Source organism: Acinetobacter sp. 102 (assembly GCF_037028485.1).
GTDB lineage: Bacteria > Pseudomonadota > Gammaproteobacteria > Pseudomonadales > Moraxellaceae > Acinetobacter > Acinetobacter higginsii.
In genome coordinates, this window is the sequence record NZ_JAZEZK010000015.1 from 95,817 (window position 1) to 118,721 (window position 22,905).

The 22,905-nt window shown below is 40.8% G+C and carries 19 protein-coding genes and 1 pseudogene; 16 read left to right on the forward strand and 4 right to left on the reverse strand.

Annotated features, from left to right (window positions below; translation table 11 throughout):
• Nucleotides 1-37: 37 nt before the first annotated feature.
• The 3 genes from WA352_RS15320 to WA352_RS15330 all read left to right on the forward strand — a co-directional run bounded on the left by WA352_RS15320 (nt 38) and on the right by WA352_RS15330 (nt 3,444).
• Entirely contained in the window at nt 38-862 is an 825-nt protein-coding gene (locus tag WA352_RS15320) for an SDR family NAD(P)-dependent oxidoreductase (protein WP_004806324.1), read from the forward strand.
• Nucleotides 863-955: 93 nt separating this feature from the next.
• Nucleotides 956-2,476, forward strand: coding sequence for a flavin-containing monooxygenase (locus WA352_RS15325; protein WP_033134036.1), 1,521 nt, complete (start codon nt 956-958; stop codon nt 2,474-2,476).
• A gap of 95 nt (nt 2,477-2,571) precedes the next feature.
• The gene (locus tag WA352_RS15330) at nt 2,572-3,444 is read left to right on the forward strand and encodes a class I SAM-dependent methyltransferase (protein WP_033134035.1); all 873 of its coding nucleotides are present in this window, start codon (nt 2,572-2,574) and stop codon (nt 3,442-3,444) included.
• Nucleotides 3,445-3,518: 74 nt separating this feature from the next.
• Here the strand turns inward: WA352_RS15330 and WA352_RS15335 are convergent, their stop codons facing one another.
• Nucleotides 3,519-4,295: a M48 family metallopeptidase gene (locus tag WA352_RS15335; RefSeq protein WP_004806331.1), complete on the reverse strand. Its 777-nt coding sequence runs from the start codon at nt 4,293-4,295 to the stop codon at nt 3,519-3,521.
• A 200-nt stretch (nt 4,296-4,495) separates the two neighbouring features.
• Nucleotides 4,496-5,203, reverse strand: a complete 708-nt coding sequence (gene crp / locus WA352_RS15340; RefSeq protein ID WP_033134034.1) for a cAMP-activated global transcriptional regulator CRP — start codon at nt 5,201-5,203, stop codon at nt 4,496-4,498.
• A gap of 148 nt (nt 5,204-5,351) precedes the next feature.
• Here crp and WA352_RS15345 point away from each other — a divergent pair, with 148 nt between their 5' ends.
• Complete coding sequence (locus WA352_RS15345) at nt 5,352-5,774, forward strand: OsmC family protein (RefSeq protein WP_005313099.1); 423 nt, start codon at nt 5,352-5,354, stop codon at nt 5,772-5,774.
• Nucleotides 5,775-5,846: 72 nt separating this feature from the next.
• On the opposite strand, the gene WA352_RS15350 is transcribed toward WA352_RS15345, so the two are convergent.
• The gene (locus tag WA352_RS15350) at nt 5,847-6,647 is read right to left on the reverse strand and encodes a M23 family metallopeptidase (protein ID WP_033134068.1); all 801 of its coding nucleotides are present in this window, start codon (nt 6,645-6,647) and stop codon (nt 5,847-5,849) included.
• Nucleotides 6,648-6,910: 263 nt separating this feature from the next.
• Between WA352_RS15350 and clpB the strand changes: the two genes are divergently transcribed.
• From clpB to WA352_RS15365, 3 genes are read left to right on the forward strand one after another with little or no spacing between them, the layout of a single operon-like run.
• Nucleotides 6,911-9,490 carry an ATP-dependent chaperone ClpB gene (gene clpB / locus WA352_RS15355; RefSeq protein ID WP_004806339.1) on the forward strand — a complete coding sequence of 860 codons (2,580 nt, stop codon included), beginning with the start codon at nt 6,911-6,913 and terminating at the stop codon, nt 9,488-9,490.
• The gene (locus tag WA352_RS15360) at nt 9,491-9,697 is read left to right on the forward strand and encodes a hypothetical protein (protein ID WP_033134033.1); all 207 of its coding nucleotides are present in this window, start codon (nt 9,491-9,493) and stop codon (nt 9,695-9,697) included.
• The gene (locus WA352_RS15365) at nt 9,658-10,098 is read left to right on the forward strand and encodes a hypothetical protein (protein ID WP_004806342.1); all 441 of its coding nucleotides are present in this window, start codon (nt 9,658-9,660) and stop codon (nt 10,096-10,098) included. The genes WA352_RS15360 and WA352_RS15365 overlap by 40 nt, the downstream gene beginning before the upstream one ends.
• Here WA352_RS15365 and rlmKL read toward each other — a convergent pair.
• On the reverse strand, nt 10,091-12,295 hold the full coding sequence (gene rlmKL, locus WA352_RS15370) for a bifunctional 23S rRNA (guanine(2069)-N(7))-methyltransferase RlmK/23S rRNA (guanine(2445)-N(2))-methyltransferase RlmL (RefSeq protein WP_005204447.1): 2,205 nt from the start codon (nt 12,293-12,295) through the stop codon (nt 10,091-10,093). The two genes, WA352_RS15365 and rlmKL, sit on opposite strands and share 8 nt — an antisense overlap.
• A 252-nt stretch (nt 12,296-12,547) precedes the next feature.
• On the opposite strand from rlmKL, the gene WA352_RS15375 reads away from it, so the two are divergent.
• The 9 genes and pseudogenes from WA352_RS15375 to WA352_RS15415 form a co-directional block, all read left to right on the forward strand.
• Entirely contained in the window at nt 12,548-12,919 is a 372-nt protein-coding gene (locus WA352_RS15375; protein ID WP_004806346.1) for a hypothetical protein, read from the forward strand.
• Between the two features lie 236 nt (nt 12,920-13,155).
• Nucleotides 13,156-14,172: an aspartate carbamoyltransferase catalytic subunit gene (locus WA352_RS15380; protein ID WP_033134032.1), complete on the forward strand. Its 1,017-nt coding sequence runs from the start codon at nt 13,156-13,158 to the stop codon at nt 14,170-14,172.
• A 12-nt stretch (nt 14,173-14,184) separates the two neighbouring features.
• On the forward strand, nt 14,185-15,417 hold the full coding sequence (locus WA352_RS15385) for a dihydroorotase (RefSeq protein ID WP_033134031.1): 1,233 nt from the start codon (nt 14,185-14,187) through the stop codon (nt 15,415-15,417).
• A 197-nt stretch (nt 15,418-15,614) separates the two neighbouring features.
• Complete coding sequence (locus tag WA352_RS15390; protein ID WP_004806349.1) at nt 15,615-16,187, forward strand: hypothetical protein; 573 nt, start codon at nt 15,615-15,617, stop codon at nt 16,185-16,187.
• Nucleotides 16,188-16,434: 247 nt separating this feature from the next.
• The gene (locus WA352_RS15395; protein WP_033134030.1) at nt 16,435-17,859 is read left to right on the forward strand and encodes an OmpA family protein; all 1,425 of its coding nucleotides are present in this window, start codon (nt 16,435-16,437) and stop codon (nt 17,857-17,859) included.
• A gap of 182 nt (nt 17,860-18,041) precedes the next feature.
• On the forward strand, nt 18,042-19,088 hold the full coding sequence (locus WA352_RS15400; RefSeq protein ID WP_033134029.1) for a hypothetical protein: 1,047 nt from the start codon (nt 18,042-18,044) through the stop codon (nt 19,086-19,088).
• An 83-nt stretch (nt 19,089-19,171) separates the two neighbouring features.
• Nucleotides 19,172-19,945 (forward strand): Rossmann-like and DUF2520 domain-containing protein, encoded by a 774-nt coding sequence (locus WA352_RS15405; protein WP_033134028.1) that lies wholly within the window; start codon nt 19,172-19,174, stop codon nt 19,943-19,945.
• Nucleotides 19,946-20,032: 87 nt separating this feature from the next.
• The gene (locus WA352_RS15410) at nt 20,033-22,630 is read left to right on the forward strand and encodes a type VI secretion system Vgr family protein (RefSeq protein WP_241345079.1); all 2,598 of its coding nucleotides are present in this window, start codon (nt 20,033-20,035) and stop codon (nt 22,628-22,630) included.
• Nucleotide 22,631: 1 nt separating this feature from the next.
• Nucleotides 22,632-22,905: pseudogene (locus WA352_RS15415) on the forward strand (hypothetical protein); the annotation flags it as partial.

Consider the following 22,905-nt stretch of genomic DNA (forward strand, 5'->3'; position numbering starts at 1 on the left):
TTGGTCCATATCCATACGAAAAGATTGGAAAACAAAGATGAAATTATTCGGGAAGAAAACTAAGCCAAGCCAAAAAGCATTTGCTGTGGTGACTGGTGCAGGAAGTGGGATTGGTCGTAGTTTTGCACTTGAACTGGCAAAACGTGGCGGCACAGTGGTGTGTTCGGACATTAACCTTGATGCAGCAAAAGAAACAGTCAGTTTAGTTGAGGCCCTTGGAGCCAAAGCCTTTGCTGTGCAATGTGATGTGGCCAAAGAAGAGCAAGTCAATCAGTTGGCTGAGCAGGCCCAACAATTGATGCAGAATCCAGTCACATTAGTGATTAATAATGCAGGGATTGGTCTAGGAGGCAAGTTTGATGAAATGTCTTCTGAAGATTGGCATTGGTGCATGAATATTAATTTATGGGGTGTGATCCACGGCTGCCGTGCTTTTGTACCGAAGTTTAAACAACTTGGACATGGTGCAATTATTAATGTGGCTTCCGCTGCATCTTATACTGCCGCACCAGAAATGACCGTCTATAACGTCTCTAAAGCAGGTGTTCGTGCCTTGTCAGAAACACTTTCGGCTGAACTGCGAAAATCGAATATCAAGGTCAATGTGCTTTGTCCAACCTTAGTACCGACCAATATCATTAAAAATGGCAAAGTCCCGCATAAAGGGCTTTTAGATTATGCCTTAACTAATTTGGCTTTTACCACCAGTGACAAGGTGGCCAAACTGACCTTGGATCGTTTGGATAAAGGTGAGCTTTATACCATTCCACAAATCGATGCCAAGTTGTTTTGGTTAATGAAACGTACTGCACCGAATTTGTATGCAAAATTCTTAGGCACATCGTACCGATTTATGAAGTAATTGCCTCGGATAAAAGATTTTAAATACTGAGATAAGACGAAACTCGGTTAGCGACAGGCTTATTTCAGTTGTATGAATAAAGGATATTTTTAAATGACAGCTCAAGCAAAAAAATTAAACTCAGCTGAAGGAAAGGCTTTACCACAACACATCTATGATAGTTTTATCGTAGGCGCGGGGATTTCGGGTATCGCAACTGCAATTCGTCTTGATCAAGTAGGTTATAGCAACTACAAGATCATTGAGAAAGCGGCACGCGTAGGGGGAACTTGGCGCGAAAATACCTACCCAGGTTGTGGCTGTGATGTACCATCGGCGTTGTATTCATATTCATTTGCGCCAAGCGCAAAATGGAGTCATTTGTTTGCTCGTCAGCCAGAGATTCTGAGCTATTTAGAAGAAGTGAGCGAAAACTTTAATGTCAGCTCAAAAATTGAATTTGGTACAGAGCTATTGAATGCAGCATGGGATAAAGAGCGTAATCTATGGGTGATTGATACCAATAAAGGTCAAAACTTATCCAGAACTGTGGTTTTTGCAACGGGTCCAATTACCGAGGCGCAAATTCCAAAACTTGAAGGGTTGGAAACCTTTAAAGGTGAAATGTTCCATTCTGCGAAATGGAACCATGATTACGATCTAACTGGCAAGCGTATTGCTGTGATTGGAACAGGAGCTTCTGCGATTCAGTTTGTTCCTCAGATTCAGCCTTTGGCGAAAGAATTGTATGTCTATCAACGTACAGCTCCTTGGGTGGTACCAAAGCCCGACACTGATTTAGGTGATGTTAGTAAAGCCTTGATTGAAAAATTCCCATTGATTCAAAAGACATGGCGTCAAACGGTTGCTCAGTCTTTAAATGCGATCAATTTTGGTTTACGTAACCCAGCAGTACTCAAGCCTGTTGGAGAGTTGGCGAAATTGATTTTACGTTTCCAAATTGAAGATCCTGAATTACGTAAAAACGTAACTCCGAACTTTACTATTGGTTGTAAACGTCTTTTATTCGCTAACAACTACTATCCAGCCTTACAGCAGCCGAATACCAAACTGATTCCACATGGATTGGTGAAAGTAGAAGGTAATACTGTGGTGTCTGCGAATGGTGAACGTCATGAAGTCGATGTGATTATTTGGGGAACAGGCTTCGAAGTATCGCATCCACCGATTGGTAAACGTGTCTCAAATGAGAAAGGTGAATGTCTGAATGATCTTTGGAAAAGTAGTTCACCAGAAGCTTATTTGGGTACCAGCATTGAAAATGTCCCGAATGCTTTCTTGGTTTTAGGACCAAATGTCTTGGTGTATGACTCCTTCATTGGTTTGGCTGAAGCACAGCTCGATTATATTGTGGATGGTCTACTCAAAATTAGAGACAAAGGCATCGCCAAGCTGAACATCAAGCCTGAAGTGATCAAGCATCATAATGAGCTCGTGCAAAAACATCTTAAAACTACCGTGTTTAATGCCGGTGGATGTAAGAGTTACTACTTAGATGCCAATGGCCGTAACTTTGCTGCATGGCCGTGGTCATTGAAAAAGTTAAAGCAACGTTTGAAACGTATGGACTTAAATGATTATCAAGTGACGTATCAAACTGAAAAAACTAAATAATTTTTAATTTGGTCATTAATAAGCAGTAAATTTTGTCTAGCGATGGAATTTGCTGCTTATTTTTTGCAAGATAGTAATAAAAATGGGGAATCAAAATGAAAGAAGGACAATCGAGTCGTACGGCTGAAGCAGCTGCAGCATTACGTGCCAATCATTTTCAAAATGCTGAAAATCCAGTCTTTTCCGACCCTTTTGCTTTTGAGTTAACCAGTACGGGCTGGAAGAAACTGTTAACCACTTCGTTAACTGTGAAAGTGATGAATTCATCGGTGTTTAACCGTACTTTTGGCTTATTGACTGGACAGGTGGTTGGGCGTTCACGCTACGCCGAAGATCAGCTCCAGGCAGCGATTGAGCGGGGCGTAGTACAATATGTATTGGTCGGGGCGGGATTAGATTCATTTACCCTGCGACAATCACAGCAGTATCCACAGCTGAAGATTTATGAAGTGGATCATCCAGATACCCAAGCAGCAAAACAACGTAAACTACGCCAATATGGCCCGCTTCCAGCGAATGTTGAATTTGTTGCGATTGATTTTGAAAAAGAATCGATCGCAGATGCTCTAGCTCGAAGTTCTTTTCAGCAAGATCAGGTGGCTTTTTTTTCATGGTTGGGGACAACCCATTATCTAGAACCAGCAACGACCTTAAATACTTTGGCAAGTATTGCACAGATTGCCACACAGGGGAGCGAGGTGGTCTTGGACTACTCGGTTGACTATCGTGAGTTGGAGGGCATAGAGCGTTTAGGCACCTTGTTTGTGTCGCAATTTACTCGGTTTTTAAAAGAACCCTTAAAAGGGCAATTTAGACCAAAGACACTGCATCAGGCAGTAGAACAAATGGGGTATATCGTTACTGAGGATTTATCAGGTGATGGTTTAAGTGAGCGTTATTTTCATGCTCGACCTGATCATATCCGTCATACCATCGCAACGCATATGTTGCACTTGCGATTAATGTGAGCTTGATTCAGTAATAAATGAGTTGATACGAAAAACCCCTTAAATCCGAACTTAAGAATTTAAGGGGCTGTTGATTAACGGCGTTGGTTATAAACAGCCAAAGCAGCTGGTAAGTTTTTACGCATATCACCAATACGTTGAGTATTTGATGGGTGAGTTGATAAGAATGAACCACCACCAGCGCCATCTAAACGATTCATTTTTTCCCATAGACTGATTGCTGCATTCGGGTTATAGCCTGCTTTCGCCATGAGCATTAAACCACCATAATCGGCACGGCTCTCTAAATTACGTGAGTATGGTAAGCCGATCCCCACTTGACTGCCTAAATCGATTGCTGCGCTGCCTAGATCACCTATGCTGCTACCTGCATACGATTTACCAATGCCAATCGCAAGATTTGTTAAAGCTTGAGCACCAATTTTACTTTTGGCATGTTCTTCGAGCGCATGGGTCATTTCATGGCCCATTACCGCAGCAATTTCATCATTGGTTAAATTAAGCTTGTTCACAATCCCTGTATAGAAAACAACTTTACCACCTGGTGCTACATAGGCATTAACAGTATCCGATTTGAGTACTGCAAGTTGCCATTGAAAACGTTGACCAGTCTGGTTCATTTGATCAGCATACGGTTTTAAGCGATTAAATACAGTATTGATACGCTGATAAGTACTTGAACTACTATCCAGTTGGTTCTTAGCACGTGCTTCTTGCGTCATTTTTGCGAAGCTCTGTGCAGATTGAGCATTTAAAGTTGCGCTATCTGCGCCAGCCATGTCCGCGAAAGATGCGCAGCCAGAAATTGTCATTACGGTCATGGCACAAAGGCTTAAAGCTAATTTCTTCATACTTATTCTCTCCAAATCAGTATCTTATGAATATAGTCTTGATTAGGGTGGATTATAGAAAATGTTGGCAGCAGTTAATATTCTGAATATCTCTATAATCATTGTAATTATGTAATCAGTAAGGCTTATTCTTTGTTAAAAAATGAAAGCCAGTGACGAGCACTGGCTTTGTTTAAGAGTTAATTCGATCTTAGATCAAATTAGTCTTCGTCATCGTATTCTTCTTCTGTAAAATTATTTTCTTCTAAAGAAGCATTAAAAATTAAGATTGCTTTACCATCAGTTTGAATCATACCTTGATCTTCAAGTGTCTTGAGGACACGTCCAACCATTTCGCGAGAGCAACCCACGATACGACCAATCTCTTGGCGAGTGATACGAATCTGACGACCATTTGGCAAAATCATTGCTTCAGGTAGAGCCGATAAGTCAATTAAACAACGCGCAATACGACCTGACACATCAATGAAGGCTAGATCAGTGACTTTACGTGTAGTATTTTTAAGACGACGGACCAGTTGAGCAAACACAGCGTAACTTAGATCTGGGTATTGTTTACTTAACTCGTGGAAATTGTCGTAAGAGATTTCTGCAATTTCACAGACATCTCGTGTACGTACTTCTGCAGTACGTTGAGGGTTCTTTTCAAAAAGCCCCATTTCACCAAAAAAATCGCCTGGGTTTAGGTAGGCAACTACAATTTCACGTTCGTCATCTTCACGTAAGATAATTGACACTGAACCTTTTAATATTAAATACAGTGATTTTGATTCCGTTCCAGCGTCAACAATCGTGGTGCGTTTAGGGTATCTATTAATATGAGCACGTTTTAGCAAAGCTTTAACTGATTCAGGTAGTTGACCTGGAGATAAAGCATCAGTGCTAAGTTGTGAAAAATTTGAAGTCATGCTTAAAATTTCCGAATTTGGATAAAACCGATCGCACAGGCCCTTGGTAGAGCCTTTTCTACACAGAAGAGATGAAATTCCTTATCAACTCATTTTATGTTAGTGTACAAGAACAGAGTAAATTTATAACGTTTTTCGGGTAGTTGCAATGCAAACAAGTGTACATTGGTTAGAGAATGTTGCTTTTGAGGCAAAATCAGAAAGTGGCCACACTTTGGTGATGGATGGTTCTGCTGAATATGGGGGTGAAAACCGTGGTCCACGTCCTATGGAATTGATTTTAATGGGACTTGGTGGGTGTGCTTCGTTTGATATTGTGACCATTTTAAAGAAATCTCGCCAAGATGTGACGGATGTTGTATGTCACCTCAAAGCAGAAAGAGCAGACTCCATTCCTGCGGTGTTCACTAAAATCCATTTGCATTTCGTAGTGACAGGTAAAGCCGTGAAAAGTAAGCAAGTTGAAAAAGCTGTTGAACTCTCTGCAGAAAAATATTGTTCAGCCAGTAAAATGCTTTCAGATGGCGGTGTTGAAATTACTCATGATTTTGAAATTGTTGAAGCTGCTTAAACAATAAATTATTAAGTTTTTCTAAAAAGTGATCTATTTTTATAGATCACTTTTCTTTATAAGCTTTTCTTTTTATTTTATAAATAATTGTGGGTCTACTCGCGCATTATTCAGGCTCATTCCCCAGTGTAAATGTGGTCCAGTGACTCGACCGGTTTTACCAACCAATCCCAGTGTTTCACCCTGATGAATCTGCTGTCCCTTTACGACATTAATTTTACTCAAATGACAGAACATACTGATTAAGCCTTGGCCATGATCAATCAGTACAGTATTGCCATTAAAGAAATAGTTTCCTGTTTGTACGACGACCCCATCAGCAGGCGCTACTACTTTTTGTCCAACAGGCGCAGGAATGTCTAAACCGGAGTGAGGAGCTCGTTCTTCGCCATTGAAAAAGCGTTTTCTGCCAAATGAATTACTAAATTTACCTGCCGTAGGTCGAATAAAGTTAGGAAACTGGGTCCAGTGGCTTTGGGAAAAAGAGCTATAAATATCATTTTGCTCTTTTGCTTCTTGAGCATAACGGTCGAGTTGATCTTGAGTGGGATTGACATAGTCTTGGTTTTTAACCGTTAAACGTTGTTCGGCATATTGATAAGGCTTTACTTCGATTTGAATTGGTGTGGTATTGCTTGTTAAGGTCAAGCCACCTAAGGGAGCGGAAAGTGGAATGCCAAACACGGCATAGCGTTGTGTCCCTTGTTGTGTAATCAAGACGGGTTTTTGTTCATAAAAAACTTGTGTGGTGTTTGCTGGAAGCGGGATCACAGCAACACCACCAGCACGTCTTGAGTCCTGTGGTAGTTGTGCAAAAGTAGCATGAAGTGGAAGCAGGGAAGCAACACTGAGCAAAATTGTTTTTAGAGACATGATGGGCATTTTTAATTGAAGCAAAGGGTTAAACTAAAAGGTTCACCTTAAAATCACAATAAGGATTTTGTGCAAAACCGAATAGACAGAAAAATTATACAAAATATACTTGAAATGGATCGTTTATACACCCATATTAATACTGAGTTTTATTTCTTTAAATTTTTATAAAATATTGAAAAATATATAAATTTTATTTGAAATTTTAAAAAGCGTTCCCATCTAAGTGATAAGTTAAGAATTTGTTGTGAGGAATAACAAGAATGCGATTTGAAAAATTTACAAACCGTTTACAGCAAGCACTCTCAGACGCGCAATCATTGGCAATGGGTCAGGATCATACTGCGATTGCAGGGATTCATATTTTGTCGACTCTTTTGAAAGAACCTGCCAATCTGAGTTTATTGCAACAAGCGGGCGCACGTTTACCAGAGTTAAAGCAAAAACTTGAACAAGCGTTAGAGAATGCACCAACGTTGGCGAATCCTACTGGTGATATCAATTTGAATCCTGAAGCGGTAAAGGCACTGAATTTAGCTGACCGCTATGCACAAAAAGCAGGTGATGAATTTTTATCAACCGATTGGGTGTTGTTGGGGCTGACAGAAACAGGTGAAACCAAAAGCATTTTAAATAGTGTTGGTGTAACACCAGAAAGCTTACGCAAAGTAATTGAAAATATTCGAGGAAATGACAAAGTTATGAGCAATAATCACGAAGATCAACGTGACTCACTCAATAAATATACCATTGACTTAACTGAGCGTGCTTTAGCGGGCAAGCTCGATCCTGTGATTGGTCGTGATGATGAAATTCGTCGTACCATTCAGGTTTTATCACGTCGTACCAAAAACAATCCTGTCCTGATTGGTGAACCAGGGGTAGGTAAAACAGCAATTGTGGAAGGTTTAGCACAACGTATCGTCAATGGTGAAGTGCCTGAAGGCTTGAAGAATAAGCGTGTACTGTCATTAGACTTGGGCTCATTGCTTGCAGGTGCAAAATATCGTGGTGAGTTTGAAGAGCGTTTAAAAGCGGTTCTCAAAGACCTTGCTAAACATGAAGGTGAGATCATCCTGTTTATTGATGAGTTACATACTCTCGTCGGTGCTGGTAAGGGTGATGGCGCGATGGATGCAGGTAATATGTTGAAACCTGCTTTAGCGCGTGGTGAATTGCGTTGTGTAGGTGCAACGACATTGGATGAATATCGTCAATACATCGAGAAAGATGCTGCACTTGAACGCCGTTTCCAAAAAGTGCTCGTTGATGAGCCGAGTGTAGAAGATACTATTGCGATTTTACGTGGTCTAAAAGAAAAATATGCAACCCATCATGGGGTGCAAATTTTAGACTCAGCCATTATTGCTGCGGCGAAAATGTCACATCGTTATATCACGGATCGTCAATTACCTGACAAGGCTATTGATCTGATTGATGAAGCGGCATCGCGGATCAAAATGGAAATCGACTCGAAGCCTGAAGCTTTGGATAAACTTGATCGTCGATTAATCCAATTGAAAATGCAATTGGAAGCGGTGAAAAAAGATGAAGATGCTGGCAGTAAAGCCGAGGTCAATCATCTTGAACATCAAATTGCTGAAAAGCAAAAAGAGTACAACGATCTAGAAGAGATCTGGAAAGCTGAAAAAACGCTGGTTGAAGGTGATAAAAAAGCACAAGTTGAACTGGATCAAGCACGTGTTGCTTTAGAAAAAGCAAAACGAGAAGGTGATTTGGCGGAAGCTGCACGTTTGCAATATGGCGTGATTCCAGAGTTACAGAAACGCTTGGAACAAGCCGAGGTTGCTGAGGAAAATGAAGAGCCGAAACTGATTCGTACCAAAGTGACTGAGAATGAAATTGCTGAAGTGGTCAGTGCGGCAACAGGTATCCCAGTGGCGAAAATGTTGCAGGGTGAACGTGAAAAACTGCTGAACATGGAAGAGTTCTTGCATAACCGTGTGGTTGGACAAGATGAAGCAGTGGTTGCTGTTTCCAATGCGGTCCGTCGTTCACGTGCGGGCTTGTCTGACCCGAATCGTCCAAGTGGCTCATTCTTATTCCTTGGACCAACAGGTGTGGGTAAAACCGAGTTGACCAAAGCATTGGCGAACTTCTTGTTTGACAGTGATGATGCCATGATCCGTATTGATATGTCTGAGTTCATGGAAAAACACTCAGTCAGTCGTTTGGTCGGTGCGCCTCCGGGCTATGTTGGTTATGAAGAAGGTGGTGTGCTCACTGAAGCTGTACGCCGTAAACCTTACAGTGTGGTGTTATTTGATGAGGTGGAAAAAGCGCATCCAGATGTATTTAACATCCTGCTACAGGTGTTAGATGATGGGCGCTTAACCGACTCGCAAGGTCGTGTGATCGACTTTAAAAATACGGTGATTGTGATGACCTCGAACCTTGGTTCACAAGATGTGCGTGAACTAGGTGAAGGCGCAACCGATGACGAGGTTCGTGCTGTGGTCATGAATGCGGTTACACAGCATTTCCGTCCAGAGTTTATTAACCGTATTGATGAGTTGGTGGTATTCCATTCACTGCAAAAGGCACAGATTCGTGGTATTGCGGATATTCAGTTAGATCGTTTACGTTCACGCTTGAGCGATCGTGATATGGGCTTAACTGTGGATGATAGCGCTTTTGATCTATTGATCGATGCTGGTTTTGACCCTGTATACGGTGCACGTCCATTAAAACGTGCGATTCAGCAACAAGTGGAGAATAACTTGGCTCAGAAAATCTTGTCTGGGGAATTCCAGCCAGGGGATAACATTTTAATCAAAGGTGAAAGTGGTCATCTGGTCTTTGATAAAATGAAACTGAGTTAAGTGAAATTTGAACGTTTGGCTAAAAAGATGGTGATGAAAATCACCATCTTTTTTTGTATCAGTGCAACTGGTCAGATTTTTGCAGGAATATTACCAATAACATTGCGACTTTGTGAAAAACTTGATAGTTTCGGATCAAATAAGAAAAAAATTCAGGATGAATTGCAATGGAAAAGAACAGACATCATTGCACAAATGCTTGTGTAATTTTGTTGATGACTGCCTTATCTTCAATGGTGCATGCCGCACAACCATTGAGTGAAGGGACACTCGCCTTACAAACTGCTATGCTGAATAATGCACTTCCCAGTATTCTCATTAAAGCGCAACAAGATGCCTTAAAGCCTGAAGAAGAACGTTGGCGTTCACAACGGATCTTGAGTGATAAATACTTGGGTGATATTCGTGTCAGTACGATCTTAGGAGGCGTTTTATCACCTCATGAAGAGCAGAAGAAAGTGTTGGCTGTTGATAATCGAGATAAGCGGGCTGCGACCATCAAACCACATGAACAGCCACCTGATCGCTACATGATTTATGAGTTCGAGTCAGGCAATGTTCATGTGACTTATAACGATGACGTAAAAGCCGAGCTAGTGATTAAATAGCAGGGTGTTGAATTTTCCAAGCACGATGAATTTTTTGATTCCGTTTAAAATCTGGACCAATCGTTTCAGAGGTGATCTCTTCAACCTGATACATCGCCTCAATTTCTTCATCTAACTCAAAACCACGATAGTTATTTGAGAAGTACAGGGTTCCATCACTGGTTAAGCGATTCATAGCTCGTTTAAGAAGTGAAACGTGGTCACGCTGTACGTCAAAAGTTCCATAGAACTTCTTTGAGTTCGAGAAGGTTGGTGGGTCAATGAAAATCAAGTCATATTGCTCATGACCTTCTTTTAGCCATTCAAAGCAATCACTTGCAAAGAACATGTGCTGTTCATCTGCATGATCGACAGTCAAACCATTGAGTACAAAATTCTCTTTAGACCAATTTAAGTAAGTATTGGATAAATCGACACTGGTCGTACTTGCTGCACCACCTAAAGCGGCATGTAGACTTGCTGTAGAAGTGTAGCTATAAAGATTTAAGAAGTGTTTACCTCGCGCTTCTTTGGCAATTCTTAAACGCATCTGACGATGGTCCAAGAATAACCCTGTATCCAAATAATCAGTCAAATTCACCAAGATACGTGCTTTGCCTTCCTGAACGATAAAACGTTTAGAGGCAGTACTCTGTTTCGTGTATTGGTTTGCACCCGCTTGTTTTGCACGTGTTTTAATAAAGATGGCATCACGACCTAAACCGGTCACAGCACGGATGGCAGCAAGAGCAAGGTTAAAACGTTTTTTTGCTTTTTCTGGATCAATGGTTTTTGGTGGCGCGTATTCTTGAACATGCAAACGATCGCCATATAAGTCGACTGCGACGTTAAAATCAGGCAAATCGGCATCATATAAACGTAAACAGAAAACATTTTCTTTGACTGCCCATTTTTTCAATGTTTGCATATTTTTTTGCAAGCGATTGGTAAAGTCTTCGGCACCTTCAATTTTTTCAAACTGTTGTGGCTGCCAAGTGGCAAGGAAAGGTTGTGTCACTGTTGCAGGTTTAACGGTACCAAAACGGATATAAATTGGTAATTTACCATTCATTAAACGTAAGGTTTGGGGATCGTTAATAGCAAGTACATCTGCTTGTTCAATTTGTGCCGCAATGACAGCCACAGACTGATTTGGGAAATTCTTTTGTAACAGTCCAGATAAACCTAGATAAAATGCACGACTAGAGGCTTTATCACCTAAACGTTCGCCATAAGGAGGATTTGTAACGATAAATGCTTTTTTACCTTCGGCATGGAAGTTATCCCAATCGGCCAAGGTACGTTCTTCAATCTGAATTTGATCGAGTAATTTTTCGAAACCAGCCGCAATGATGTTTTGACGCGTTGCTTTTACGGCTTCCCAATCAGCATCATAAGCATAGAATTTAGGTAGTGGCTGTTCTAAAGCCTTTTCATGACGTTCAGCAGCTTCAGCTTTTAATCTTAACCAAAGTTCATGGTCATGACCATGCCAACCATTAAAGCCAAAACGACGCACTAAGCCTGGTGCACGGTCTGTTAAAATGAGTAGAGATTCGATAATAAATGTGCCTGAACCACACATTGGGTCAAGAATAATATCGGGTTGGTATTTTGATAATTGGGCTTTTTGTAGAATCGCTGCTGCCAAGTTTTCTTTAATGGGTGCATCGGTCATATAGCGTCGGTAGCCGCGCTTATGTAAAGAATCACCAGATAAGTCTAAGCAATAAGTATGTTCAGTTTTACCTGCTAGAGCGTATAGGGTAATTTCAGGCTGCTTGATATCAATGCTCGGACGCTTACCAACGGCTTCCATAAAGGAATCCACTACACCATCTTTAACTCGTAGGGTCGCGAACTGTGTATTGACCTTGATTTCACGTTCAACATGTAAGCGGACTGCAAAGGTACTTTGTGGTGCAAAAATCAGTGACCAGTCAAAGCTAATCGCGCCTTCATAGAGTTCTTCAGCTACATCACGTGCATCATGGGTATGTTCAAGTTCATGGGTATGAATCGGTAAAAGCACGCGAGAGGCAAGGCGTGACCACATACAAACCCGATATGCATTTTCAAGTGTGCCTTTAAACACTAAACGCCCAGCAAAACGTTGGATATTTTGAATGCCTAAATCTTCAAGCTCTTGTTGTAATAAGGTTTCAAGCCCGTCTGCACAGGTCACCCAATAGTCTGTTAGACGTTGTTTAGCATTCATTCAAATTTCCAAAAACATTTTTAGCAATCGCATATTTTAACTGATTTTTGCTTGCTCTGTCGGTGCATATTTGTGTGATTGTCAGCTTTATTCTGCATTAATCGATATTTTTTGAATAATTTTATCTGTGTTTGGGTGATTCAAAAATGTGATCAAGTGCATTTTTATTTTTTATTTTAATAGTTGGTACAGCTTTTGCTTTTCTCTTGATGAATTATCAGTAAATATTTCTCCCAATGATGTGAGGACTTTATGAAAGAAAGCATGAATAACGAAGTATTGGTCAATGCTGAAGCTTTTACGATTGCAACTCAAATGTATGTCCGTTTAAGACGTGTCTGTGGTCGTGTGATCGATGTAATGTATCTCGTTAACAATAAAGATTATGCCAAGCATGTGCTGGATATCGCCTTAACAACTCAGGACCCAGAGTTGGAACGTTTTGTACATCGTTTAAGCCCATTGATTGATTTATATCCTGAGCCAAATCCATTGGTGGTGGAGACAAAAACTGCGACGGAGAAACAACCAGCTGAGATTTTGGAAACTTATTCCATGGAAGTTACCGATGAAGAAATTTATCAAGCACAGGTACATCATCACTATATTGGTGCATTAAGGTAAATTATAAGTCATTAAAAAATAGAATATTAAAAGGATGTAGAGATGATGCTTACATCCTTATCTTTATTTTGGAGTATTTGTATTGGATCAATATTCAGAATCTATGTTCTGATATTGAATAAAAATAAGATCATGGAAAAGATCTAAAATATTTTTACTTAAGTGCTGAAAAGTTCAACTGCGAATGAAATCCAAAGTCTGTATAATGCGTTAACTTAACGTGTTAGGAATCTCTTATGCACTTGGCGGCATTGCATACTTTGAGTCAGATCCAGCTCAATCAACAAGGAAATCTCAAGCACTTTTTAACAATTGAAGGTCTTTCTAAAGAAACCTTAACCAAGATTCTAGATACAGCGCAAAGCTTTTTAGATGAAAATAATAACTTGATCAATCGTCCGTTGCTTGAAGGACTGACGGTGATGAATCTTTTCTTTGAAAACTCCACTCGTACCCGTACTACGTTTGAGGCTGCAGCAAAGCGTTTGTCTGCCAATGTCTTAAATATTGATATTGCACGTTCAAGTACCTCTAAAGGTGAAACGCTACGTGACACGCTTTGGAATTTGGAAGCGATGGCAGCGGATATCTTCGTGGTGCGTCATTCATCTTCTGGTGCAGCACATTTTATTGCCAAAGATGTGTGCCCTAAGGTTGCGATTATCAATGCAGGTGATGGTCGTCATGCGCATCCTACCCAAGCCATGCTGGATATGTTGACCATTCGCCGCGAAACCCAAAAGCCATTTGAAGACTTAACCGTGGCGATTATTGGTGATATCAAGCATTCACGCGTCGCACGCTCAAATGTAGCGGCATTGCAAACATTGGGTTGTAAAGACATTCGTGTGATTGCACCAAATACCTTATTGCCAGTGGCCTTTGATAAATATGGCGAACATGTACGTCTGTTTAACAAAATGGATGAAGGCGTAAAAGACTGCGATGTGATTATTGCCTTACGTATTCAAAATGAACGTATTGATTCACCTGCATTATCTTCACAAGCTGAATTCTATAAAATGTACGGCTTAAACAAAGAGCGTTTGGCATTGGCTAAGCCTGATTGCATCGTGATGCATCCGGGGCCAATGAACCGTGGAGTTGAAATTGATTCAAGCGTTGCCGATGGTGATCAATCTGTTATTTTGAAGCAAGTCACCAATGGGATTGCAGTTCGTATGGCAGTGTTGGCACTTGCGATGCAAGGGCAGTTACAAGAACAAGGTTTAATTGAAGCGATTGCGCTGTAAAGGATAGATCACATGAGTATAGTAAAAATTGAAAATGTCCGTGTGCTCGATCCAATTCAAAAAACTGATCAAGTCAAAACGGTATATATCGAAAACGGTAAGTTGGTTGATGCAGTAGATCAAGTCGATGAAACGATTGATGGCCAAGGCAAATGGTTAATGCCAACCATGGTTGATCTTTGTGCACGTCTACGTGAACCAGGGCAACAACAGCATGGAACCTTAAAGTCAGAAGGTAAAGCGGCGCGTGCCAATGGTATTTTGCATGTGATAACACCACCTGATTCAAAACCAATTGTTCAAGATAATGGCGCTTTAATTCATGGCTTGATTGAAAAAGCACAATTGGATGGCGGCATTTATCTACAAATTATTGGTGCACAAACCCAAGGTCTGAATGGCAAACAACCTGCCAATATGGCGGGATTGAAGAAGGGTGGATGTACTGCGGTTTCAAATGCGAATGCAAGCTTTGAAAATGATGATGTGGTCATTCGTACTCTGGAATATGCAGCAGGTTTGGGCTTGACGGTCGTGTTCTATGCCGAAGAACCACAGATTGCCAAAGATGGCTGTGCACACGAAGGCTTTATTGCTTCTCGTCAAGGTTTACCCATGATTCCTGCGATTGCTGAAACTGTTGCGATTGCTAAATACTTGATCATGATTGAAGCAACTGGCGTGAAAGCACACTTTGGTCTGTTGTCTTGTGGTGCTTCGGTTGATTTGATCCGTGCAGCAAAAGCCAAAGGTTTACCTGTCACTGCCGATGTTGCTATGCATCAGTTACATCTGACTGAGCAACTGACCGATGGTTTTAACTCACTTGCCCATGTACGCCCACCGTTACGTTCTGAGCAAGATAAGGCATTATTGCGTCAAGGAGTGAAAGAAGGCGTGATTGATGCAATCTGTACCCATCATGAACCCCTTAGTAGCTCAGCGAAAATGGCTCCATTTGCTGAAACACAGCCAGGGATTGCTGCTTTTGATACCTATGTCGGTTTAGGTGTGCAGTTGATTCAAGAAGGTGTGTTTGAACCTTTGGAATGGGTGGAGAAAGTCACCTCTATTCCAGCACAAGTGGCCAATATGACGGATCGTTGGTTGCAAGAAGCCGGTTGGGTTTTGATTGATCCAGAACTACAGTGGACGGTGTCTAAAGACAGCATCCTGTCTCAAGGTAAAAATACGCCATTACTTGGTCAACAGCTGACAGGTAAGGTGATGACGACCTTCGCATAAATGATATGCAAACAGCAGAATAAGGCGATCAAGTCTTATTCTGCTTTGTAAAGTGTGATGTAGATATTGTATTTAAATTTTACAAAACTGATAAAAATAAAAAAATTAGATTAAAGTAAGAAAATAAATGAGATGTGCTTTACATAAAATTATAAAAAATGAGAATTAAACAATTGAAATAATTGGAGCTAAATCATATGGCTATTCACCCAATGGAGCTGCTTAAGCAAAAAGTATCCTCTATTATTGTCAATGATCAAACATGTCTAGTAAATGAAAAAAATGATGTTTTATCAAGATTTTATCCTATTTTTTTGCATCGTTTTTTACAGAAACCAGAACTTGTTGATCAGTTAAAAGAGAAGCTGACACCTTCTGTTTTTGACCTAATGGAAGAAAATGAAAAAGTAAAAAATGCATTACTGTTAAGGTTGGCAGCAGGTAAAGTTTCGGTTGCAGAGGTAGAAATCACATTAAATCGAGCGATCCCGAAGAGTCTAGCAGTACTTTCAAATGAAATCGGAAATGATGCAATCAGCATTATTCATTACCTTCGTGAACATCAAGAATCGATAAATGGACTGTTGCCAAATTGGTCGGAGGAGGTGCTTGCCCTATTAGATGAAGTTCCAAGCGTAGCAGTGTCATTAGAAGAAATTACTGAGCCGGTTGAGATAGCGCCTGAAAAGAAATCTTATCGTTTATTTCCGTTTCTTACACTCATTTTTGCGAGTTTTTCCTTACTGTTTCTATATCAATTAAGCAAGTAAAATGCCTTATTATGAAGATGAAATTATTCCTTATCGCACAATTTATAACTCAACTGAATGATGATCTAAAGCGATTTGGCTTTTTCTCGGTTTTGTAAAGTGTGATGTAAGTATTGTATTTAAATGATATAAAAACGAATAAAAAACACACAAATGATTAGAATGAAAAAGCTTCAGTTTGCTTGTACTTCGCATTTTTCTTAAGCGATCTGAATATTATAAATTTAATGTGTTGGAGAGAATAACAATGTCAATAAACCCAATAGAACTGTTAAAGCAGAAATTGACCTCTGTGCTTGTGAGTGGTCAAGATGGATTGGCGAACGAAAAAAGTGCGCTGTTATCTAAATTTTACCCGATTTTTCTTTCGATTTTAGCTGCAAAACCTGAATTGATTCAGAAACTAAAAGAGTCGATTTCACCTTCCTTATTCGATTTATTTGGTCATAATGATCAAGTTAAAAATGCATTATTATCCAACCTCGCAGGTGGTCAGCTTCCCATAGCTGAAGCAGAGCAAACATTAAATCAAGCGCTTCCAGCCAGCCTTGCTGCTTTAACCAGTGAAGCGGGTAATGATACCCAAAGCATTGTTAATTATTTAAAACAGCATGCTGATTCAATTCGTGCGCTGTTACCTGCATGGGCGGTAGGTTTGCTTGCACCTTTAGGTCTCGTTTCGAGTGCTACAGCCTCCACAACGAGCTTAGCCAGTGCGACCGCGACGACAGGAAGTAAGTCTCGTGCTTGGCTACCGATTGTAGCGCTGATTATTTTGGCATTGTTGGTCGCATGGTTGTGGAAGTCATGTCAACATAAACAAATGGAAGTACCTGTAAGTAATGAGGATTCACCGGCATCACAAGTCGGTACGATGATTGCGCCCGCGAGCTTGGCATTAACCACCGATGCTAATGGTCATGTTGCACAGTGTCAGGTCATGGTTGGTGATCAAGGGCTCCTTGCCAGTATTCAGGCCAAGGTCAAAGAAGTTTTTTCTTCTAATCAGGACTGTACGGTAGATACAGCAGGTACGGCTGCAACACATGCAGGCTCGTTTACTGATCAAGCAGGACTGGCAGGTGTTTTGGGATTGCTTAAAGGGGTTCCAAATGTTTCCTTGGAATGGGTGGGTGATAAGATCACCTTAAAAGGTGCAGATGCAGCTAAACTCAATGAGTTGCTTGGCAAGATTAAAGGATTAGTACCAAATACCGAGGTGGTTGTCGAAGCGCCTGTTAGTGCTGCTGATTCGGTAAGTAATAGTCTAAATGCAGCACAGGATGCATTGGCAAGCATTGATGCCAATCAGGTTGATATTAATGCCGTAATTAAAGCACTTAATCTACAGATTATTAATTTCTCAACGGGATCCAACCAGATTCCAGATGAAAACAAAGCAATCTTGGATAAAGCCGCTGGCTTAATGAAAAATACCAAAGATGCAAAACTGACCGTTGCGGGTTATACCGATTCAACAGGTAATGCCAATAGCAATAAAACGCTATCACAAAAACGTGCACAGGCGGTGGTTGATTATTTAGTCAGTCAAGGCGTGGATGCGGCTCAACTCACAGCGGTGGGGCATGGTGCAGATAATCCTGTTGCAGATAATGCAACTGAAGAAGGACGTTTTAAAAATCGCCGTATTGAGTTTTCAATTAGCCCTTAATTGAGGGTTTGTTGACGTTTAAAAGGAGTTATTGGAAAAATAACTCCTTTTATTTTAATTATTTATTTGAGTGAATATAATTTTAAATGAAGTTGTTTAAATAAAATCAGAGAAAAGACTCGAAAGTATCGTTTTAAATTGAGTAGAATACGCCCGAAAAAAACAAGATTACGAGTATTAATATGAATAAGTTTTTTATATTCACAACATTAACAGCAGCAGTGTTATTAACAGGTTGTGACAAGTTCAAGCCGAAAGATAAAGTTGAAAATACGGATGCGGCTGTCGCTGAGTGGAGTTGTACCAATCAAGACAACTTGAATAATATTCAAGCGGCATTGAAAAAAGACTATTTAAAACAAATCGAGCGTAGCCTAAGAGAAAGTGGGTATCAGGCAGATTATGATGTTTTGGATAAAATCAATAAAGGTCTGAAATTCGAAATTAAAAATGTGCGTACCTTAGATGCAGCAGAAGGCGAGCAAGCATCAAAAACACAATTGAGCTGTGAAAGTCAGTTAATTGTTCAATTCCCGAAAGGCTTACAAAAGCGTGCGGAGAATGCTTATGCTGAGCAGCAAAAAAATTGTGAAGAGTGTGAAGGCGATTATAGTGCCAGTACTTTAGCTGATTATTTTGCAGATAATGAATATTCACTGACCTTAGAAGATGACAAGCTCAAAGGTAGCTTTTTATATGACATTACCAAGACGGATAAAGATGGTTTAGTGTTTAATATTCCTGATCAAAATGCAGTGATTGATGGTGTGGTCTTTATGGCGACCAAAGCCGTGCAATATGTGGCTTATTTAAAAGAAAACCGCCTGATTGAACAAAGCAATGAGCAAGCTCAGCAGCAATATGATGCAGAAGAGTCGGCTCAAATGGGCTTGGCTCAAAAAGCAATGGATATTCGTAAGAAAGAGTTAGATGCTGAAAAAGCACAGCAGGTTGAACGCTTAAATCAAACTTGGGACAAATTTAGTGCAGAGCAAAAAGCACAGTTGCAACAAGACCAGTCTGATTGGTTTGAAAAACGTGATGTTGATTGTAAGGTACTTGCTCAGAAGCATGTATCTGATATTCCTGAAAAAGATTTAGAAACCTATCAAAAGCAATCACGCTATTGGAATGATGCGATGCGTCAACAAGATCAAGATATGCAGTACACCAAGTGCTTCACCCAACGTACCATAGAGCGCATTGTCTATCTCAATAATGTCAATTAAGTAAGCAACAACAAGAAGGACGAATTGATTCGTCCTTTTTTTATTGGCATGCTTAGCACAGCGATGGTTTTAAGATAAATATTATGCGAATTACATTGATTGGAGCAGGTCGTGTTGCAACCCATTTGGCCAAAGTATTGCAATTGCAGCATCAGATTGTGCAAATCTTTAGTCGGAATCTACAACATGCTCAGACCCTTGCAGACCAAGTCAGTGCCCAAGCAATTGACGATGTGCAACAGTTGGATGCGCAAACCGATTTAGTGATTATTGCAGTCAGCGATCAGGCGATTCGTAGCGTGATTGATTCGATTGCGCCATATCTCACTGAAAATCTGATTGTACATACTTCGGGAAGTACTGCTTTATCGGTACTGCAACAGAGACATCCACGCGCGGGTGTGTTCTATCCTCTGCAAACCTTTAGTATGGAAAGGGATGTGAATTGGGCAGATACCCCTTTGTTTGTGGAGGCAGTACAGCAACAGGACTTAACCTTATTAACCGAGTTAGCAAACAGTTTAAGCCAATCTGTCTATCAATATAGTTCGACTCAACGTCTGACTTTGCATTTAGCGGCGGTATTTGCTTGCAATTTTAGTAATTATTGTTATGACATGGCGAAGCAGATCGTTGATGCTGAGCAGGTTGATTTTAGTTTGCTCTATCCACTGATTTTAGAGACCGCAAATAAAGCCACAGCCAATAATCCCAAGGATATGCAGACAGGCCCTGCGATGCGAGGCGACCAAAATATATTAAGTATGCATAGCCAATTATTAGCAGATTCTAATCGCCCAGACTTGCAGAATGTCTATGGTCTTATCAGTGAATCTATTTTAAAACGCCACCATTAAATCGATTTAACAATAAATATACAAAATAGACAAATCAGTCTGTTTTGTATACCATGCCTAAAATTTGATTTAATTTTATATAAAAAGATGTTGGCTAATATATTTCAAGCTTTAGACAATTTAGGTTTGACTGCACAAAAACGTGCAATTCATATTCAATTTTCCAATCAAAATTTAAATACTCAAGTCTTCCTACAGCGTATTGATGGTCAGCATCAACTGAATGAAGGATTTAGGGCAGAACTGATTTGCCTGTCGACCAATGCGACCATTCCTCTTAAACAATTTATTGGCAGCCAAGCGGCAATTGATACCGTCACCGATCAAGGTCAACTGACCCGCGTCACAGGGATTATCACACAAGCCTTACAAGGACAATCAGACGGTAGCTTGACTGTCTATAAACTGACTTTAGAAGATCCCACCGCACTGTGGAAACAACGCCGTAACAGCCGTGTGTTTATGAACAAGAGCGTGCGTGATGTGGTGGAAATTATCTTCAAAGAGTGGCAACAAAAAAGTCCCTTATTTGCATCCAGTTTAACGCTTGATTTAAGCGGACTCAGTCAAAACTACGACATTCGTCCCTTTATTATGCAATATAATCAATCAGATGAAGATTTTTTAACATCTTTGATGCGTAGCGAATCGATTAACTGGCTCATTGATGAAGCTGAACGAACCGTCGCGCAAAGCAGTGCTGCGATTCAGCCGCAAAAACTCCGTCTGATTGATGACAATAGCCAATACCAAGCCTTAGAGCGTCGGCAGATTCGTTATCACCGTAGTAGTGCCACCGAACAATACGACAGCATGACCAGTTTGGTTGGACAACGCTCATTACAACCGAGCAGCGTACATGTACAACGCTGGCAAGCCGATGCACTGGAACAAGAAGATGGTGCAGGCAGTGTACAGAGCACACATAAACACAGTGAACAATATGACAATGCCAGCCTAGGACTAGAGCAGGCATGGCATTTTTCACCCGCGTGGATGCAAGATTTAAATGGGGAAGATGGTGCAACCCCATCGGGCAATGCTCAAATTGAAAAACTGAATCGGAACTTAGGTCAATACTACGACTTACAATCCAAACAATTTACAGCCCATAGCACCGTGCGCGATACCCATGTGGGTTACTGGTTTGAATTGGCTGAACACCCTGAAATTGATCAGCATGATGGTAGTGATAAAGAATTCCTGATTACAGGCAAAAACTTTTATAACCAAAACAACTTGCCTAAAGATCTACATCAACAGATCAATCAATTATTAGCACAAAGCAATTGGCAAATAAAAGAGAGTGACGAACGCCAAGCCAATCAACTGATTTTGCAACGCCGTAGCATTAAAACCGTTCCTGAATATCATCCCTTACAACACCGTCCAGCAGCTTCACCGCAACGTGCCAAAGTGGTTGGGCCAAGCGGCGAAGAAATCTATGTGGATGAATGGGGGCGGATTAAAGTCCGTTTCCTGTTTACCCGTAATGACGATCATAGCCATGATGGTGGTGCGGGTGCCAATGATAACGACACCGATTCTGCTTGGGTTGATGTACTCACGCCTTGGGCAGGTGAAGGCTATGGCGCACGATTCTTGCCACGAATTGATGAAATCGTAGTCATCGACTTCTTTGATGGCAATATCGACCGTCCATTTGTAGTGGGAAGAATCCACGAAGGCCATCGTAGTCCAACTAGATTTGACCATGCAGGCAAGCTGCCTGACACCAAGAAACTGGCAGGGATCAAGTCAAAAGAATATCAGGGCGAAGGTTTTAACCAACTGCGCTTTGATGACACCACAGGTCAGATCAGTGCTCAACTACAAAGCAGTCATGCAGCCAGTCAACTCAACCTCGGCAAACTGAGTCACCCTAAAGCAACCGCAGAAAGTGAAGACCGTGGCGAAGGTTTTGAACTGCGCACTGACCAATGGGGTGCAGTACGCGCAGGCGAGGGTCTACTCGTTTCCACGCATAAACAGGATCAAGCCCAAGGCGAACATCTGGATGCCCAAGTTGCTAAGCAGCGGCTAGAGGGCAATCAAAACAATGCCAAGGCACTGAGTGAAATAGCTAAGAACCAGCAGACCGATGAGATTGAATCACTGGATCAACTGAAAGAGTTTGCGGAAGAAATTGAATCTGATATTGCCAAGTTTAATAAGGCGATGTTGTTACTGAGCTCACCAGAGGGGATTGGTTTAAGTAGCAATGAAGATATTCATCTCTCTGCGGATGGACAGATTAACCAGTTTGCGGGCGATAGTATTAATCTGAGTACGCAAAAAAATTTGATCGCACATGCCAGTGCTAAGGTGAGCCTGTTTGCAGCACAAAATGGAATTAAACAGGTTGCCGCCAAAGGTAAGTTTGAAGTTCATGTGCAAGCTGACACAATGGATTTACTTGCCAAGCAAGGCATCCAGATTACTTCGACTGAAGATCGTATTGAAATTACTAGCCCTAAAGAGATTGTGATTACTGCGGGTGGTTCTCAAATCAAGCTGGATGGTTCAGGTATTTTCCCAACCACAGGTGGCAAGTTTGAAGTGAAGGCAGGGCAGCATTTGTTTATGGGCGCTGCATCTGTGAGTATACCTGCGATTGATTTACCAGACTGTTCTGCGAAACAGCACTCAGCTGCGACCAATGGTGCTGCATTGGTTGAGATATAAAATGTCAGATTTATTTAAATTAGATACACCGATTGAAGCAGTTAATGAAGATTTACTGCTATCTAGATTTGAACATATTTATAAAGAGAATCGAGTTATTGATTTCATTATAGATCGGACTGTTGAACCTGATTTGTTTAGTGAAATTATTGATGATTTTGATCCCCTTATTTCGGTAGAAAAAGTTTTTATCGCTAAGCCGATTACACGGGGGGCAAAACAGCCTCTTGCTCTGCTAAGGCTTAAAAATGATATTAAATTCTATAAATATGCAC

Excerpts from the sequence above, each read along its gene's own strand:
- WA352_RS15350 (WP_033134068.1), bottom strand. The coding sequence starts at position 6,647 with ATGTCTCTAAAAACAATTTTGCTCAGTGTTGCTTCCCTGCTTCCACTT.
- WA352_RS15395 (WP_033134030.1), top strand. The coding sequence starts at position 16,435 with ATGTCAATAAACCCAATAGAACTGTTAAAGCAGAAATTGACCTCTGTG.
- WA352_RS15375 (WP_004806346.1), top strand. The coding sequence starts at position 12,548 with ATGAAAGAAAGCATGAATAACGAAGTATTGGTCAATGCTGAAGCTTTT.
- WA352_RS15325 (WP_033134036.1), top strand. The coding sequence starts at position 956 with ATGACAGCTCAAGCAAAAAAATTAAACTCAGCTGAAGGAAAGGCTTTA.
- WA352_RS15335 (WP_004806331.1), bottom strand. The coding sequence starts at position 4,295 with ATGAAGAAATTAGCTTTAAGCCTTTGTGCCATGACCGTAATGACAATT.
- WA352_RS15385 (WP_033134031.1), top strand. The coding sequence starts at position 14,185 with ATGAGTATAGTAAAAATTGAAAATGTCCGTGTGCTCGATCCAATTCAA.
- WA352_RS15380 (WP_033134032.1), top strand. The coding sequence starts at position 13,156 with ATGCACTTGGCGGCATTGCATACTTTGAGTCAGATCCAGCTCAATCAA.
- crp (WP_033134034.1), bottom strand. The coding sequence starts at position 5,203 with ATGACTTCAAATTTTTCACAACTTAGCACTGATGCTTTATCTCCAGGT.
- WA352_RS15410 (WP_241345079.1), top strand. The coding sequence starts at position 20,033 with ATGTTGGCTAATATATTTCAAGCTTTAGACAATTTAGGTTTGACTGCA.
- WA352_RS15330 (WP_033134035.1), top strand. The coding sequence starts at position 2,572 with ATGAAAGAAGGACAATCGAGTCGTACGGCTGAAGCAGCTGCAGCATTA.
- rlmKL (WP_005204447.1), bottom strand. The coding sequence starts at position 12,295 with ATGAATGCTAAACAACGTCTAACAGACTATTGGGTGACCTGTGCAGAC.
- WA352_RS15390 (WP_004806349.1), top strand. The coding sequence starts at position 15,615 with ATGGCTATTCACCCAATGGAGCTGCTTAAGCAAAAAGTATCCTCTATT.
- WA352_RS15405 (WP_033134028.1), top strand. The coding sequence starts at position 19,172 with ATGCGAATTACATTGATTGGAGCAGGTCGTGTTGCAACCCATTTGGCC.
- WA352_RS15345 (WP_005313099.1), top strand. The coding sequence starts at position 5,352 with ATGCAAACAAGTGTACATTGGTTAGAGAATGTTGCTTTTGAGGCAAAA.
- WA352_RS15320 (WP_004806324.1), top strand. The coding sequence starts at position 38 with ATGAAATTATTCGGGAAGAAAACTAAGCCAAGCCAAAAAGCATTTGCT.
- WA352_RS15365 (WP_004806342.1), top strand. The coding sequence starts at position 9,658 with ATGGAAAAGAACAGACATCATTGCACAAATGCTTGTGTAATTTTGTTG.
- clpB (WP_004806339.1), top strand. The coding sequence starts at position 6,911 with ATGCGATTTGAAAAATTTACAAACCGTTTACAGCAAGCACTCTCAGAC.
- WA352_RS15400 (WP_033134029.1), top strand. The coding sequence starts at position 18,042 with ATGAATAAGTTTTTTATATTCACAACATTAACAGCAGCAGTGTTATTA.